Source organism: Pseudomonadota bacterium, assembly GCA_041395565.1.
GTDB lineage: Bacteria > Pseudomonadota > Gammaproteobacteria > UBA9214 > UBA9214 > UBA9214.
In genome coordinates this window covers 333,663-348,899 of record JAWLAI010000005.1, presented here as the reverse complement: position 1 = coordinate 348,899, position 15,237 = coordinate 333,663, and the positions used below count along the sequence as shown (strand labels likewise).

15 protein-coding genes are annotated in these 15,237 nt (G+C 65.4%); 14 read left to right on the top strand and 1 reads right to left on the bottom strand.

Annotated features, from left to right (window positions below):
• Positions 1 to 126 precede the first annotated feature (126 nt).
• The 9 genes from R3F42_09525 to ubiA all read left to right on the top strand — a co-directional run bounded on the left by R3F42_09525 (position 127) and on the right by ubiA (position 9,448).
• Positions 127 to 435, top strand: coding sequence for a hypothetical protein (locus tag R3F42_09525; protein MEZ5542273.1), 309 nt, complete (start codon positions 127 to 129; stop codon positions 433 to 435).
• Between the two features lie 156 nt (positions 436 to 591).
• On the top strand, positions 592 to 1,446 hold the full coding sequence (locus tag R3F42_09520; protein ID MEZ5542272.1) for a YicC/YloC family endoribonuclease: 855 nt from the start codon (positions 592 to 594) through the stop codon (positions 1,444 to 1,446).
• A gap of 5 nt (positions 1,447 to 1,451) precedes the next feature.
• Positions 1,452 to 2,090, top strand: a complete 639-nt coding sequence (gmk, locus tag R3F42_09515; GenBank protein MEZ5542271.1) for a guanylate kinase — start codon at positions 1,452 to 1,454, stop codon at positions 2,088 to 2,090.
• A gap of 57 nt (positions 2,091 to 2,147) precedes the next feature.
• The gene (gene rpoZ, locus R3F42_09510) at positions 2,148 to 2,465 is read left to right on the top strand and encodes a DNA-directed RNA polymerase subunit omega (protein MEZ5542270.1); all 318 of its coding nucleotides are present in this window, start codon (positions 2,148 to 2,150) and stop codon (positions 2,463 to 2,465) included.
• 164 nt (positions 2,466 to 2,629) lie between these two features.
• Positions 2,630 to 4,789: a bifunctional GTP diphosphokinase/guanosine-3',5'-bis pyrophosphate 3'-pyrophosphohydrolase gene (gene spoT / locus R3F42_09505; GenBank protein MEZ5542269.1), complete on the top strand. Its 2,160-nt coding sequence runs from the start codon at positions 2,630 to 2,632 to the stop codon at positions 4,787 to 4,789.
• A 327-nt stretch (positions 4,790 to 5,116) separates the two neighbouring features.
• Positions 5,117 to 5,530 (top strand): RidA family protein, encoded by a 414-nt coding sequence (locus tag R3F42_09500; protein ID MEZ5542268.1) that lies wholly within the window; start codon positions 5,117 to 5,119, stop codon positions 5,528 to 5,530.
• A gap of 38 nt (positions 5,531 to 5,568) precedes the next feature.
• A complete protein-coding gene (gene recG, locus R3F42_09495; GenBank protein ID MEZ5542267.1) occupies positions 5,569 to 7,680 on the top strand; it encodes an ATP-dependent DNA helicase RecG in 2,112 nt (703 codons plus the stop codon).
• 305 nt (positions 7,681 to 7,985) lie between these two features.
• Entirely contained in the window at positions 7,986 to 8,561 is a 576-nt protein-coding gene (locus R3F42_09490; GenBank protein MEZ5542266.1) for a chorismate lyase, read from the top strand.
• A 29-nt stretch (positions 8,562 to 8,590) separates the two neighbouring features.
• Positions 8,591 to 9,448 (top strand): 4-hydroxybenzoate octaprenyltransferase, encoded by an 858-nt coding sequence (gene ubiA, locus R3F42_09485; protein ID MEZ5542265.1) that lies wholly within the window; start codon positions 8,591 to 8,593, stop codon positions 9,446 to 9,448.
• On the opposite strand, the gene R3F42_09480 is transcribed toward ubiA, so the two are convergent.
• Positions 9,433 to 10,146, bottom strand: coding sequence for a ComF family protein (locus tag R3F42_09480; GenBank protein ID MEZ5542264.1), 714 nt, complete (start codon positions 10,144 to 10,146; stop codon positions 9,433 to 9,435). The genes ubiA and R3F42_09480 overlap by 16 nt on opposite strands.
• A gap of 76 nt (positions 10,147 to 10,222) precedes the next feature.
• Between R3F42_09480 and bioB the strand changes: the two genes are divergently transcribed.
• The 5 genes from bioB to bioD all read left to right on the top strand — a co-directional run bounded on the left by bioB (position 10,223) and on the right by bioD (position 15,108).
• Positions 10,223 to 11,221, top strand: coding sequence for a biotin synthase BioB (gene bioB, locus R3F42_09475; protein MEZ5542263.1), 999 nt, complete (start codon positions 10,223 to 10,225; stop codon positions 11,219 to 11,221).
• Positions 11,222 to 11,588: 367 nt separating this feature from the next.
• Positions 11,589 to 12,764 (top strand): 8-amino-7-oxononanoate synthase, encoded by a 1,176-nt coding sequence (bioF, locus tag R3F42_09470; protein MEZ5542262.1) that lies wholly within the window; start codon positions 11,589 to 11,591, stop codon positions 12,762 to 12,764.
• On the top strand, positions 12,761 to 13,552 hold the full coding sequence (bioH, locus tag R3F42_09465) for a pimeloyl-ACP methyl ester esterase BioH (protein ID MEZ5542261.1): 792 nt from the start codon (positions 12,761 to 12,763) through the stop codon (positions 13,550 to 13,552). Before bioF ends, bioH begins: the two co-directional genes overlap by 4 nt.
• Positions 13,545 to 14,435, top strand: a complete 891-nt coding sequence (gene bioC, locus R3F42_09460; protein MEZ5542260.1) for a malonyl-ACP O-methyltransferase BioC — start codon at positions 13,545 to 13,547, stop codon at positions 14,433 to 14,435. The genes bioH and bioC overlap by 8 nt, the downstream gene beginning before the upstream one ends.
• Positions 14,428 to 15,108, top strand: coding sequence for a dethiobiotin synthase (gene bioD, locus R3F42_09455; protein MEZ5542259.1), 681 nt, complete (start codon positions 14,428 to 14,430; stop codon positions 15,106 to 15,108). Before bioC ends, bioD begins: the two co-directional genes overlap by 8 nt.
• Positions 15,109 to 15,237: the final 129 nt, after the last annotated feature.

The following is a 15,237-nucleotide window of genomic DNA, read 5'->3' as shown; positions in this document are numbered from 1 at the left end:
ATGCGTATCGCAGTTTGGCGTGGCGCCGTCCCCGTACTATAAAGGTTGGCGGTCGGTCGGTCGATCTATCGCCTGCGCGTACTGCTTAGGATCCCGCACGGATCGCTCACATGGAGATTCAGGAATATGCATCATTCAAACAGGAAACTCGCCGGCGCTGTCCTTGCTGCCCTGCTGGCGGTCACCCAGCTGGCGTCCGTGCCTACGGCGGCAGCGGGTTCTTTTGCCGCTGACGACGAACCCAGCGGTGGCGCCATGCTTGCGGATCTGTTCATGCTGCGTCCGGTGATGCTGATCGGCACGGCGGTCGGGGTGACCGCGTTTGTCGTCTCGCTGCCGTTCAGTGCGCTCGGGGGCAACGTCGGCGAGGCCGCCGACCACCTGGTCATGAAACCGGTGAAATACACCTTCGTCAGGCCGCTCGGCGATATCTAAACGCTGGCAGGTACACCGGAGCCGCTGCAGCCGGCAGGGTTGCGGCGGCTTTGCCGTTTCAGGGCCGGCGCCAGTCCGACGTTGCAACCGCGGGCCGATCGCTTACCATTAGCGCCTTCCAGGCAACCGCATCCCGGAGATTCCATGATTCGCAGCATGACAGCCTTCGCCCGCCGCGAGGCCGAACTCGCCGCGGGAAGTGTGAGCTGGGAGCTGCGCTCGGTCAATCACCGCTATCTGGAAATCGGCCTGCGCCTGCCGGAAGAGCTGCGGGCGCTGGAAGCGGGGGTGCGTGAACGCATCAACGCCCGGCTCGGCCGCGGCAAGGTCGACTGCATCTGCCGTTACAAGCCTGTCGTGAGTGGCGATATCGCATTCGATATCGATACCGGCAATCTGGAACGGCTGCTGGACGCGTGCCGGGCCGTTACCGGGCGCCTGCCGGCAGCCGCGCCGTTGCATCCCCTGGAGTTGCTGCGCTGGCCGGGCGTGGTGCGTGAACAGGCTGTCGATACGACGCCGCTGATCAACGGCGCCCTGGCTTTGCTGGAAGAAACCCTGGAGGAACTCGTCAGCGCGCGTGCGCGCGAGGGTGAGCAGATCCGCGGCCTGCTGCTGGCGCGTTGCAGCGCGATGGCGGACCAGGTCGAGCATGTACGCACGCTGTTACCGGAAATCCGCGCCGGGTTGCGCCGCCGGCTGGAGCAGCGCCTGGCCGAACTGGAGGTGCCGGTGGACCCGGGCCGGCTCGAACAGGAGCTGGTGCTGCAGCTGCAGAAGATCGATGTGGACGAGGAGCTGGACCGGCTGGGCAGCCATCTCGGCGAGGTGCGCCGGGTGCTGGACAGCGACGAGCCGGTCGGGCGGCGGCTCGATTTCCTGATGCAGGAGCTGAACCGCGAGGCCAACACCCTCGGATCGAAATCGGTCGTGGTCGCCACCACCAATGTCTCGGTCGAGCTCAAGGTGCTGATCGAGCAGATGCGCGAGCAGATCCAGAACATCGAGTAACCGCAATGGCCGACGCTCACGTAACCGGAACCCTCTACATCATTTCCGCCCCCTCGGGTGCCGGCAAGTCGAGCCTGGTGAAGGCATTGCTGGAAACCTCCGGCGCGGGGCTGGCGCTGTCGGTTTCGCATACCACGCGGGCACCACGACCGGGCGAGGTGGACGGGCGCGAGTACCACTTCACCGACGTGGCGCGATTCCAGGCGCAGATCGCGGCGGGGGACTTCCTGGAGCACGCACAGGTGTTCGACAATTTCTACGGTACCTCGCGCAGCGCCGTGGAGTCACAGCTGGCCGCCGGGCTGGACGTGATCCTCGAGATCGATTGGCAGGGCGCCCGTGCGGTGCGCTCGCAGGTGCCGGGTACGGTCAGCATCTTCATCCTGCCGCCCTCGCGCGCCGCGCTGGCGTCGAGGCTGGCGGCGCGGGGACAGGACGATGATGCGGTGATCGCGCGCCGCATGCGTGACGCGGTCAGCGAGATGTCGCACTACGCGGAATATGACTACCTCATAATCAACGATGTTTTCGCACAGGCACGTGACGAGCTTGCCGCCATCGTCCGCGCTCGGCGCCTGCAGCTGTCGCCCCAGGCACGGCGCCATGCCGGATTGCTGGCGTCCCTGCTGGCACCGGATGCCTGATTCGGTTAAACTCCCACGCCCATCCCGCCGCGGTCCGGCGGAGACACGGAGAGCAACATGGCACGCGTTACGGTAGAAGATTGTCTCGACAAAGTGGATAACCGCTTCCAGCTGGTACTGCTGGCCACCAAACGGGCCCGCCAGCTGGCGAACGGCGTCATGCCGCTGGTGCCGTGGGAAAACGACAAGCCGACCATCGTCGCGCTGCGCGAGATCGCCGAGGGACTGATCGGGCCGGCGCTGCTCGACGAAAAACCCGAGCCGCTGTTCGAAGAAAAGCTCGACGCCGAGGATCTGGAGATCCTGGCCGAGGCGACCGCCGGTGCCGAGATGCCGCCGCCTGCTGCCCCCCCTGCGGAAGACACTGAATTCTAATCCCGTGCCGCCCCGCCCGCACGGGCCGGGTGCGCTCAGCCTGAATCTGCCGGAGCCCGGCCGCTGTCGCCGCGGCGGTATGTGCCTGTGTGCGCATTGGCGTTATAGTTGGCCTGACTGTCAACCCTCGCGGGCCGTGCGGCGCGCGGTCCGCCGGTAATCCTATGGCAAGCAGAGCGGAAACCCTCACTGATCAGACATCGCGTTTTCTGATCAGCGACCTGTGCAAGATGCTGGAATCCTACCTGGAACCGGCGCAGGTTCAGGAGGTTTACCGCGCCTACCTGTTTGGCGCGGAGGCGCATGACGGCCAGACCCGACTTTCCGGCGAACCCTATATCTACCACCCCATTGCCGCCGCCCGCATCCTCGCCGAGCTGCGCCTCGACCACAAGTCCATCATCGCCGCCATCCTCCACGACGTCATCGAGGACACCCCTACCGCCAAGGAGCAGATCGCCAGCGAATTTGGCAGCGATGTCGCCGAACTGGTCGACGGTGTGAGCAAGCTGACCCAGATCGAGTTCGAGAGTTCGGCCGAGGCGCAGGCGGAAAACTTCCGCAAGATGATCCTCGCCATGGTGCGCGACATCCGTGTCATCCTGGTAAAGCTCGCGGACCGGCTGCACAACATGCGCACGCTCGGCGTCATGCGTCCGGACAAGCGCCGCCGCATCGCGCGCGAGACGCTGGATATCTATGCACCGATCGCCAATCGTCTCGGCATCAACGCCCTGCGCGTGGAGCTGGAGGACCTCGGCTTCGCGGCGCTCTATCCGCTGCGCTACAAGGTGCTGGAAAAGGCCGTGCGTGCGGCGCGCGGCCACCGCAAGGAAGTGCTGATCAAGATCGAGACCGCCATCAAGCGGCGCATGCAGCAGGAAGACCTGGAGGGGCGCATCCTGAGCCGTGAGAAGCACCTCTACAGCCTATACAAGAAGATCCGCGACAAGACCCTGTCGTTCGAGGAGACCTACGATGTTTACGCCTTCCGCATCGTGGTGGACAAGGTGGACACCTGTTACCGTGCGCTCGGCGTGGTGCACAATCTCTACAAACCGGTGCCGGGCAAGTTCAAGGACTACATCGCCATTCCCAAGGCCAACGGTTACCAGTCGCTGCATACCATCCTGTTCGGACCCTACGGCATTCCCATCGAGGTCCAGATCCGTACCGAGGAAATGGACAAGGTCGCCGAGAGCGGTGTGGCGGCACACTGGGTATACAAATCCAGCGACCAGAACCTCGACCAGATGCACGCCGGCGCGCGCGAGTGGTTGCGTGAACTGCTCGAGATGCAGAAACATGCCGGCAACTCGCTGGAATTCCTGGAGAACGTCAAGCTCGACCTGTTCCCCGACGCGATCTACGTTTTCACGCCTACCGGCGAGATCATGAAGCTGCCGCACGGCGCTACCGTGGTGGATTTCGCCTACGCCGTGCACACGGACATCGGCAATACCTGTATCGGCGCCCGGGTGGATCGGCAGGACGTCCCGCTGCGCACCACCCTGCGCAGCGGCCAGACGGTGGAGATCATTACCACGCCGGGCGGCCGTCCGAGTCCTGCCTGGCTCAGCTTCGTGGCTTCCGCCAAGGCGCGTTCCAGCATCCGCCACTACCAGAAAAACCTGAAGCGGGAGGAGGCGATCAGTCTGGGCAGGCGCATGCTGGATCGTGCGCTGGGGGTTTTCGGTTCATCCGCTGCTGAGGTGTCCTCGGAACGCGTACAGTCGCTGCTGAAGGAATATCACCTGAAGTTGCCGGAAGATCTGCTGGTCGAGATCGGTATGGGCAGGCGACCCTCCGTGCTGGTGGCGCGCGCCCTGCTGCCGGGTGACGAGCGTAGCCGCACCTCCCGTGGCGATATGGCGGTCATGCCGCCGCTCGTTATTCGCGGCACCGAGGGTATGGTGACGCGCTTCTCGAAATGTTGCCGGCCGATCCCGGGTGATCCGGTCGTCGGCGTGATCACGAGCGGGCGCGGCATGATGATCCATACCCAGAGCTGCCGCAATATTACCGAGCGCAAGTACCCGGCCGAAAGCTGTCTGGAGGTGCAGTGGGAGCCGGGGATCAACGAGGAGTTTCCGGTCGATGTGAGCGTGGAAGTGGCTGATCGGCGCGGCATGCTGGCCACTGTGGCCAAGGTGATAGGCGATGCCGACTCGAACATCGAAAATGTCGAGTTCGAGGCAGGTGACGGCCTTACCAACGTGCTCAAATTCCGACTCACGGTGCGCAATCGCCAGCACTTGGCCCGGGTGATGCGCAATGTGCGCAACATCCCGTCGGTGACGCGCATTACCCGTACGCGCAACTGAGTGTCGCTAGAGCAGTCAGCTCGCACAAGGACGCAAAGTAAAGCCTTGGCCGTAGAGGGCGCAGAGTACCCGGAGAGATTTCAGCTGTGCCTTGGTACAGGGATTGCCTGTAGGAGCGGACCGCGTCCGCGATTGTATTGACCATGCAAGCGCACGGGGACAGTCGCGGACATTGCTGCGCCGCACCGAAACCGGTCGTTGCGAGAAACAGGGTGATGAAGCAATCTCCACCGGCTTCGCATAATCAATTTTAGATCGCTTCGCTTTGCTCGCAAATACGAGTATCGGGAGCCCGATCCAGACTTCATGTAACACAAGGGAACCACCATGAGCCGAACGATTATCCAGACCGACCGTGCGCCGCAGGCCATCGGCACCTATTCGCAGGCCGTCCGCTGCGGCAGCACCGTCTACCTGTCGGGGCAGATCCCGCTTGACCCCGCCACCATGCAGCTGGTCGAGGGCGACATGGCCGCGCAGATCCGGCGCGTCTTCGACAACCTCGCCGCCGTGGCCGTGGCCGCCGGCGGCACGCTCGCCGACGTCGCCAAGCTCAATGTCTTCCTCCCGGACCTCGGCCACTTCGCGCTGGTCAACGAGATCATGGCCGAGTACTTCAGCGAACCCTATCCCGCTCGTGCGGCGGTAGGGGTGGCCGCGTTGCCGAAGGGGGCGCAGGTGGAGATGGATGCGGTGATGGAGCTGGATACATTCGACGGGAAGGATTACCTGGATCAGTAGCACGGGATGTCTCCCGCTATTCCACGACATATGTGCATTTGAGTCTCGCAACTGACACATCCACGGGCCAGCTCGCTTCCCTGCCGGTCACGGCCCTCAAGGGCGTGGGGCCGCGGGTAGCGGGCAGGCTCGACCGCCTCGGTATTCGCACCGTGCAGGATGTGCTGTTTCATCTGCCGCTGCGCTACGAGGATCGCACGCGGATCGTGCCGCTGGGGGCGGTGCGGGTCGGTGAGCACGTGGTGGTGCAGGGCGAGGTCGAACTGGCGGAGGTGAAATTCGCCCGGCGCCGTTCACTGCTGGTGCGCATCAGCGACGGGACCGGGGCGATGACGCTGCGCTTCTTCCATTTTAACGCGCAGCAGCAGGCGAATTTCGCCCGCGGGCGGCTGGTGCGCTGCTTCGGCGAGGTGCGCAGCGGCGCGGCGACGGCGGAGCTGATTCATCCCGAGTATCAGTTTGTTGCCGCGCACGAAAGTTATGACGGCGCGGGGCATCTCACGCCGATCTATCCGTCCACCGAGGGCGTGCATCAGCTCACCCTGCGCGCGGTCACGGAGCAGGCGTTGCTGTACCTGGAGGGCAGGGCGGCGCGTGGCCTGGTCGACCTGCTGCCCGCGGAGCTGGTGAGCCAGTTTCGCATGACCACCTTACCGGCAGCGCTGCGCTACGTGCACCGCCCGCCGCCGGACGCGGATCTCGACTTGCTGGCGCGCGGCAATCATCCGGCGCAGCAGCGGCTCGCGTTCGAGGAGCTGCTGGCCCATCATCTGAGCCTGCGCCGCCTGCGCGAGCGGGCGCAGCGTGCAGCCGCGCCGGTAATGGCGGGTGGGCAGGTGCTGGTGCAACGATTTATCGAGGCCCTGCCGTTCGCGCTGACGACCGCGCAGAACCGGGTCATAGGCGAAATAAATGCCGACCTGGCGCGTGCCCATCCCATGGCGCGGCTGGTGCAGGGCGACGTCGGTTCCGGCAAGACCGTGGTGGCCGCCTGCGCGGCGCTGGCGGCGGTCGAGGCCGGTTATCAGGTCGCGCTGATGGCGCCGACCGAGCTGCTGGCGGAGCAACATTTCAGGAGCTTCCACGACTGGCTCGCACCGCTTGGGCTCGAGGTCGTCTGGCACGCCGGCAGGCTCAAGGGCAAGGCGCGCGCCACCGCGCTCGCGGCGATCGCCGGCGGCGGGGCGGCGGTGGCGATCGGTACTCATGCACTGTTCCAGGCCGAAGTCGAGTTCGCGCGTCTCGGCCTGGTCATCATCGACGAGCAGCACCGCTTCGGTGTGCATCAGCGCCTGGCTCTGCGCGACAAAGGCCGCAGCGGCGGGCAGCGCCCGCATCAATTGGTGATGACGGCGACGCCCATTCCGCGCACACTGGCGATGACGGTGTACGCCGATCTCGATACTTCCGTCATCGATGCATTGCCCCCCGGGCGGGCACCGGTCAAGACGGTGGCAATCGCCCAGGACCGCCGTGAAGAGGTGATCCGTTCCGTGCGCAAGGCCTGCGGCGAGGGGCAGCAGGCCTACTGGGTGTGCACGCTGATCGAGGAGTCCGAAGCGCTGCAGTGCCAGGCGGCCGAGAATACGCACGCAATGCTGACCGCGGCCCTGCCGGAACTGCGCATCGCCCTGGTGCACGGCCGTATGAAGTCGCTGGAGAAGGAGTCGGTGATGGGTGCCTTCAAGCGCGGTGAGGTGGACCTGCTGGTGGCCACTACCGTGATCGAGGTCGGCGTGGATGTCCCGAATGCGTCACTGATGATCATCGAGAACCCGGAACGGCTCGGCCTGGCGCAGCTGCACCAGTTGCGCGGACGCGTAGGGCGCGGCAGCCGTCACAGCAGCTGCGTGCTGCTGTACCAGGCGCCGCTGTCGGTAAATGCGCGCGAGCGGCTCATCGTGCTGCGCGAGACCGGCGACGGTTTCGAGATTGCGCGCCGTGATCTGGAGCTGCGCGGCCCGGGCGAGGTGCTCGGCACGCGTCAGACCGGAGAGATGCAATTCCATATCGCCGATCTGCTGCGCGACGAGTCGCTGCTGGAGGCGGTGGAGGCGGCTGCCGGTGCGCTGCATGCCACGCGCCCGGAGAACATCACCCCCCTGATCCGGCGGTGGCTGGGGCAGGCGGTGGATTTCGGCGAAGTCTGAAAAATTGTCTCATGCAAAGACGCAATCTCGCCAAGCTATTCAAACGCCAGTCTTACGCAGAGTATCGTTTTGCCTCCAACCCACTTTATTGCGGGAATAGGCTGATTGACCTTCGCAACCATGCTCGGGCGTCAATATGCCTTACGTTTGTCGGCGGACTCTGCATCACTGCGCGCAGGATTAATTTTGCGTCTTTGCGCGAGTTGGGTTATACGCCCGCCGGAGTCCCCAGCCGTACCATTTAACACGAATCGTGCGATAATCCCGCGCCGTGATCGACACGGCCTATCCCGGACCTCGCGCACATGACCCTCGACAGCCGCTGGCAACCTCATGAACGCTATTGCCGTGCGGCGATTCCGCAGGCACTCTGCGCCTGGTTGCTCGATCCCGAGTCGCTCACGCTGCGCCTGCAGCAGCTGTGTCCGGGCCGGTTCAAGGTGCGCCTGGTCGCCCTGCAGCGCGGCCGGCCGGCGCGCAGCGAGGTTGAGGCGCTCGGCATGCGCCGCGGCAGTCATGCGCTGATCCGCCAGGTGCTGCTGCAGTGCGGGGGCGAGCCATGGGTCTATGCCAGGACCGTGATTCCGCTGCGTTCGCTGCGCGGGCGGCTCAAGCGGCTTGCGCATCTCGGCACGCGCCCGCTGGGTGCGGTACTGTTCGCCGATCCGGGCATGCATCGTGGCGTGGTCGAGTTGGCCTGCATCGAGCCGGGGCAGGCGCTGTATACTGCGGCTACCGCGCACCTGCGCACGCGCCCGGCGGCGATCTGGGGGCGACGCTCGGTGTTCACCATTGCCCGCAAGCCACTGCTGGTGAGCGAGGTGTTCCTGCCCGCGTTCCCGGCAGCGCATGCGGCGCGGCGGACCTGGCGGAGCCGCTAGCGGCGGCGTACTGGACCGAAGAGGAGACGATGCAAGGTCGGTTGCGCGACTACATTGCCCTGATGCGGCTGGATAAGCCGATCGGGATCTTGCTGCTGCTGTGGCCAGCGCTGTGGGCGCTGCTGGTGGCGGGGCGGGGGTCGCCCGATATCCACATCGTGGTCATCTTCGTGCTCGGGGTGGTGTTGATGCGCTCGGCCGGCTGCATCATCAATGACTATGCAGACCGCGACTTCGACCGTTATGTGTCGCGCACCAGCGAACGCCCGTTGACGACCGGGCGCATCTCCGTGCGGGCGGCGCTGCTGCTGTTCGGCGTACTCTGTCTGACCGCGTTCGGGTTGGTGCTCATGCTCAACACGCTCACGATCGTGCTGTCGCTGGGCGGTGTACTGCTGGCCATAATCTATCCTTTCATGAAGCGCGTGACGCACCTGCCGCAGGTGGTGCTCGGCGCCGCCTTCGGCTGGGCGGTGCCGATGGCGTTTGCCGCACAGTCGGGCGGCGTGCCACAGGTGGGATGGCTGATGTTCACCGCCACGGTGCTGTGGGCCACGGTCTACGACACGATGTATGCCATGGTCGACCGGCAGGACGACATTGCGCTCGGACTCAAGTCCACCGCCATCCTGTTCGGCGATTCCGATCGCTTGATCATCGGCATCCTGCAGGCTATGGTGCTGATCTGTCTGATCATGATCGGTTTTCAGGCCGGCCTGGGCATGATCTACTACTGCGGCGTCGCACTCGGCGGCGCGCTCTTCGTCTACCAGCAGCGCCTGATCCGTTTTCGCGAACGCGATGACTGTTTCCGTGCCTTTCTGAACAACAACTGGTTCGGGCTGATGGTATTTCTCGGCATCCTGGTCGACTACGTGGCCGTCTGAACGGCCGCGCGTGCGATAACCCAGACCTCGACCTCGCCGGCACCGGCCCGTTTCAGTGCCCGCGCCAGCGCACCGGCCGTATGACCCGTGGTCATGATGTCGTCGACGATGGCCAGATGCGTGGCCGGTAGCGGAGCGCGGACGGCGAAGGCGCGGCGCAGGTTGCGCTGCCGGTCGGCGGGGTTGAGCAGGGATTGCGGCCGGGTCGCGCGCCGGCGGGCACACAGACGCGCAGCCACCGGCAGCGCCAGCTGCTGTCCCAGACAACGCGCCAGCAGGCCAGCCTGGTTGTAGCCCCGTTCACGCACGCGGGATCGATGCAGGGGTACCGGTATCAGCAGCGCCGGCAGCGGCGCGGTACGGACTGCGATGCGTTCGGCCAACAGCCCTGCCAGTAGCGGGGCGATCGCGAGCTCGCCGGAGAATTTAAGCCGTTTCAACAGGTAATCGACCGGCGGCCGGTATTGCAGCAGGGCGGTGGTGCGATCGAAGGCGGGCGGCCGGCGCTGGCAGACTCCACAGCGCAGCGTTTCCGGGCCGGGTCGCGCGCAGCGCGCGCAAGCGCCGTTGAGCCAGGGCAGTTCCTGTTCGCAGGGCGCACACAAACGGCTTGCAGCCGCGGCCGGATCGCCGCAGAGCCGGCAGCGCGGCGGCAACAGCAGATCCAGCAACCGGCCCGCCCAGTGGTCAACCTTCATACCGTTTTCCGGTTGACAGGTGCTTGCTGCGGATCCATAGTCATCCCCCGTTTCCAATCGCATCATGTTGAAAATTATGCACAAGCCAACTGCCTGTCGAGCGGAGGATTCCGCTACCGATGTCCGCAATGACTGGTCGCGCGCCGAGGTGGCCGCCTTGTTCGAGCTGCCCTTCAACGACCTGCTGTACCAGGCGCATCGCGTGCACCGCGCGCACTTCGATGCCAATGCGATCCAGGTCAGTACCCTGCTCAGCATCAAGACCGGCGGTTGTCCGGAGGACTGCAGCTACTGTTCACAGAGCGTGCATAATCAGACCGGCCTGCAGCACGAGCGCCTGCTGGACGTCGAAGACGTCGTGGCGGCCGCGAAACGGGCAAAGGCGGCGGGCGCGTCGCGTTTCTGCATGGGGGCGGCCTGGCGCAACCCGAGGGGCAGGAATTTCGAACGCGTGCTGGAAATGGTCGGGCGCGTGCGTGCCGAAGGACTGGAAACCTGCGCCACGCTTGGCATGCTGGACGCGGAGCAGGCCGGTGCGCTGAAACAGGCCGGGCTGGACTACTACAATCACAATCTCGACACCTCGCCCGAATTCTACGGCGAGATCATCACCACGCGAACCTATGATGACCGGCTGGAGACGCTGGCGCATGTGCGCGCGGCCGGTATCAACGTCTGCTGCGGCGGAATCGTCGGCCTGGGCGAGACGCGCGCCGACCGCGTGTCCATGCTGTGCGAACTCGCCAACCTGCCTGAACACCCGGGCAGCGTGCCGATCAACCGGCTGGTCAAGGTGGCAGGCACGCCGCTGGGCGCGGAGCCGGACCTCGCGCCGCTGGAATTCGTGTGCACGATCGCGGTCGCTCGCATCCTCATGCCAGCCTCGTATGTGCGGCTTTCGGCCGGACGCGGGGAGATGAGCGACGAGCTGCAGGCACTGTGTTTCTTCGCCGGAGCCAATTCCATCTTCTACGGCGAGAAACTGCTCACCACCGGCAATCCGGATACCGTGCGTGATGATGCCCTGTTCGCGCAGCTGGGACTGCACCCGGCAGGTTGTTGCACAAACGGATAAATTATTTATAAATGCCTATATTTACAGGGCACTAAAACTTTAGAATCTCAACTTATATATTCAGATCATGAAGTTATCAACTCTGATGGCGCCAGCGACCATGCAAGCAGGCGATGGGGCGATGCAGGACCCAGCCAGCCAGGCGTCATTGGGGCTGTCTGCCCGGATGTGGCGCGCGCCGGCCGCCAACCGCCGATCTGCGTGAATGAGGCGGGCAAAGCCACATAATTAGAGTTCTCTCCATTTTATAGAAATTTAATTTTTATGATTAACAATAGCTTATTGACGGCTTCCGCCGGGCCCCCTTGTTAAGGCAAACCCCAATATCCCGGTTGCTGCCGCGACGGGGTGGCCGTCCCTGGATGCAATGAAATCCCTGGCCGTACAACTTGCGCAACGTCGGCAAGACCGTCTTTACCGTCGGCGTGAGACGCTCGATGGCGCGCAGGGTGTGGAACCCGTTATCGCCGGCAGGCGGGTGTTGTCGTTTTGCAGCAATGACTATCTCGGGCTGGCAAATCATCCCGAGGTCGTGGCGGCCTTTCACGCCGGTCTGGACGATTACGGCGCCGGCAGCGGTGCCGCACATCTCGTGAGCGGACACACGCGTGCCCATCACCACCTGGAAGAGGCGCTTGCTGAGTTCACCGGGCGACCGCGCGCGCTGCTGTTCTCGACCGGCTATATGGCCAACCTCGGGGTGATGACCGCATTGCTCGGTCGTGGTGACCGGGCATTCGAGGATCGCGCCAACCATGCATCCTTGCTGGACGGTGCGCGGCTTGCCGGGGCAAAACTGCTGCGCTACCGGCATGCGGAGACCGGCGATCTCGAGATGCGGCTGGCGGCTGCCCCGCCAGGCGAGCGCCTGGTGGCGACCGACGGTGTGTTCAGCATGGATGGCGATATCGCGCCGCTGGCGCAACTGGCCGCCGTCAGTGCAGCACACGGGGCTTGGTTCATGGTCGATGACGCGCACGGGCTCGGCGTCCTCGGCAGCGAAGGGCGCGGTTCGCTGCAGGCTGCCGGGCTGGACCTGTCGCAGGTGCCGGTGCTGATGGGGACACTCGGCAAGGCATTCGGCACCTTCGGTGCCTTCGTGGCCGGCGGTGAAGACCTGGTCGAGACCCTGATCCAGCAGGCGCGTACTTATATTTATACCACCGCACCGCCGCCGGCCCTGGCCTGCGCCACCCTGGCGGCGCTCGTACGAGTCCGTGCGGACGCATGGCGGCGTGAGCGGTTGCAGCGGCTCGTGGCGCGTTTCCGGGCCGGCGCCGCGCAACTCGGCCTGCGCCTGGCGGACTCGGCGACCCCGATCCAGCCGCTGCTGGTGGGGGCGGCCGCGGCGGCACTGGACCTCAGCGCGGACCTGCGCGCGCGCGACATCCTGGTTACCGCCATTCGTCCGCCGACGGTGCCGGCGGGCACGGCGCGGCTGCGCATCACCTTCTCAGCCGCGCACACCGAGGACCACGTGGACCGGCTGCTGGACGCGCTGGATCAGATACCTGTCAGAGCGTACACAGAGAACATCCAATGACACTCCACAGCGAAACCTCCGGCCAGGGGCCCGCGCTGGTGCTGCTGCATGGCTGGGGTCTGCACAGCGGTGTGTGGGATGGCCTCGTACCGCTGCTGGAACCAGACTTTCGCGTCACCCGCATCGATCTGCCCGGGCACGGTCACAGTGCCTGGTCGGGCGAGCAGAGCCTGGATGAAATGGTCGCGTCAGTACTCGCCGCGGCGCCGTTGCACGCCGTGTGGGTCGGCTGGTCGCTGGGCGGCCTGGTCGCGCTGGGAGCGGCGCTCGCACAGCCGGCACGTGCGACGGCGCTGGTATGTATCGCCAGTTCTCCCTGCTTCGTGCGGCGGCCGGACTGGCAAAGCGCGATGTTGCCGCAGCTGCTGGAAGGCTTCGCCGCAGAACTGGAGCGGGACTACGTGCATACGCTGAATCGCTTTCTCGCCCTGCAGGTGCGCGGCAGCGCGAACGCCGGCACGGTACTCAGGCAGTTGCGGGCGACGCTGCTGGCACGGGGGCGGCCGCGGCCGGAAGGCTTGCGCGCCGGTCTGGCTGTGCTGCGTGGTACGGACCTGCGCAGTGCGGCCCGGCACCTGCACTGCCGATCCCTGCTGGTGATGGGCGGCCGCGACACCCTGGTGCCGCCGGTGGCCGGGCAGGCCACGGCAGCGCTGCTGCCGGGGGCGCGACTGATCACGATCGACACGGCCGGGCACGCACCGTTCATCGCTGCGCCGGAGACGGTCGCCGACGCGCTGCGGGCCTTCCTGCCGGCCCGGTCGGGTGCGGGTGAACGCCATGCCTGATCTGGATCTGCGCATCCTGCCGGACAAACAGCAGATGCGGCGCGCGTTCGAAGGCGCGGCCGAGACCTATGACGGCGCCGCGCAACTGCAGTACGAGATCGGCGAGCGGTTGCTGGAGCGCATGGACTTCATCCGGCTGCAGCCGCGGCGCGTACTCGATCTCGGGGCCGGCACCGGCCGTTTCAGTGCCGCCCTGCTGCAACGTTACCGTGGCGCTCATGTGGTCGCGCTGGATATCGCGCAGGCGATGCTGGCCAGGGCGCAGGGGCGCGGTGGCTGGCGCCGTCGTCCGCTGTGCGTGTGTGCCGACGGCGAACGGCTGCCCTTCGCCGACGACAGTTTCGATTTCATCTTCTCCAATCTGATGCTGCAGTGGTGCACGGACCTGGAGTCCACCTTCGGCGAGCTGCGCCGCGTACTGGCGCCGGGCGGGCTGCTGATGTTCACCACTTTTGGACCGGATACGCTGATGGAGCTGCGCGCGAGCTGGGAAGCAGCCGACGGTTTCACGCACGTCAACCGCTTCATCGATCTGCACGATATCGGTGACAGTCTGGTGCGCGCACAGTGGGCCGAGCCGGTGATGGATGCGGAGCGCATCACCGTCACATACCGCGAGTTGCCGCAGCTGCTGCAGGATCTGAAGCGGATCGGTGCGCACAACGTGACACAGGGACGCGCGCGTGGCCTGACGGGACGGCGCCGCTGGCAGGCCTTTGCCGCGGCCTACGAGCGTTTCCGCGTCGACGGTGTCCTGCCGGCGAGCTACGAGGTGGTCTATGGCCACGCCTGGTCGCCGCAGAACAAGCGCACGCATGGGGCCGCCAGCGCTGTCCCGTTGACCAGTCTGGGCGTGCCCGGGAGTGGGCGCCGGCATGACTGAGGGAGGCGGCTTCTTCGTAACGGGTACCGACACCGGCGTGGGCAAGACCGTGGTCACGCTCGGTCTGATGCAGTATCTGCAGGACCGCGGGCGCCTGGTGGCGGGTATGAAGCCGGTGGCCTCGGGCTGTGAGCGTGCGCCTGCGGGGTTGCGCAATGCCGATGCCGTGCAGTTGCAGCAGCAGGCTTCGATGCCGCTGACCTATGCGCAGGTCAATCCGGTGGCCCTGGCGGCGCCGATCGCGCCGCATCTCGCTGCCCGGCGCGATGGCGTGACGATCTCGCTACCGCTAATTTGTCAATACTTTGACGAATTAGCGGTCCGGGCGGACTGCGTCGTCGTCGAGGGCGTGGGCGGCTGGCGGGTACCTTTGACCGAGCGCGAAACCGTGGCGGACCTCGCGGCCGAACTCGGGCTGGACGTCATTCTGGTGGTGGGCATCCGTCTCGGTTGTCTGAATCACGCGTTGCTCAGTGCCGAGGCGATCCGGCGGGACGGCCTGACGCTGGCGGGCTGGGTGGCCAATTGCCTGCCGCCATTGCCCGATGCCCGTGATGAAAACATCAATACTTTGAGATCATTGTTGGCCGTGCCCCTGCTTGGCGTGGTACCTCCGCTCGCAGTGCCCGACGCCAGGGGCGTGGCTGACGTCCTTGAACTGCAACCGAAATGATAACGCAGGTCGGACTCAGTCAATTGAATCCGTCCGCGGTCTCATCTAAAATGCGTTCACTTTTTTGCAGGTGAAATTGTGCATGACCGGGCGGCAGGCAAGCGCGGCGCCGGTTGCGCCGGTTGATCC

Bases quoted from the DNA above. Each gene is read 5' to 3' on its own strand.
- R3F42_09525 (MEZ5542273.1), top strand. From the start codon at position 127: ATGCATCATTCAAACAGGAAACTCGCCGGCGCTGTCCTTGCTGCCCTG.
- R3F42_09520 (MEZ5542272.1), top strand. From the start codon at position 592: ATGACAGCCTTCGCCCGCCGCGAGGCCGAACTCGCCGCGGGAAGTGTG.
- gmk (MEZ5542271.1), top strand. From the start codon at position 1,452: ATGGCCGACGCTCACGTAACCGGAACCCTCTACATCATTTCCGCCCCC.
- rpoZ (MEZ5542270.1), top strand. From the start codon at position 2,148: ATGGCACGCGTTACGGTAGAAGATTGTCTCGACAAAGTGGATAACCGC.
- spoT (MEZ5542269.1), top strand. From the start codon at position 2,630: ATGGCAAGCAGAGCGGAAACCCTCACTGATCAGACATCGCGTTTTCTG.
- R3F42_09500 (MEZ5542268.1), top strand. From the start codon at position 5,117: ATGAGCCGAACGATTATCCAGACCGACCGTGCGCCGCAGGCCATCGGC.
- R3F42_09490 (MEZ5542266.1), top strand. From the start codon at position 7,986: ATGACCCTCGACAGCCGCTGGCAACCTCATGAACGCTATTGCCGTGCG.
- ubiA (MEZ5542265.1), top strand. From the start codon at position 8,591: ATGCAAGGTCGGTTGCGCGACTACATTGCCCTGATGCGGCTGGATAAG.
- R3F42_09480 (MEZ5542264.1), bottom strand. From the start codon at position 10,146: ATGAAGGTTGACCACTGGGCGGGCCGGTTGCTGGATCTGCTGTTGCCG.
- bioB (MEZ5542263.1), top strand. From the start codon at position 10,223: ATGCACAAGCCAACTGCCTGTCGAGCGGAGGATTCCGCTACCGATGTC.
- bioF (MEZ5542262.1), top strand. From the start codon at position 11,589: ATGAAATCCCTGGCCGTACAACTTGCGCAACGTCGGCAAGACCGTCTT.
- bioH (MEZ5542261.1), top strand. From the start codon at position 12,761: ATGACACTCCACAGCGAAACCTCCGGCCAGGGGCCCGCGCTGGTGCTG.
- bioC (MEZ5542260.1), top strand. From the start codon at position 13,545: ATGCCTGATCTGGATCTGCGCATCCTGCCGGACAAACAGCAGATGCGG.
- bioD (MEZ5542259.1), top strand. From the start codon at position 14,428: ATGACTGAGGGAGGCGGCTTCTTCGTAACGGGTACCGACACCGGCGTG.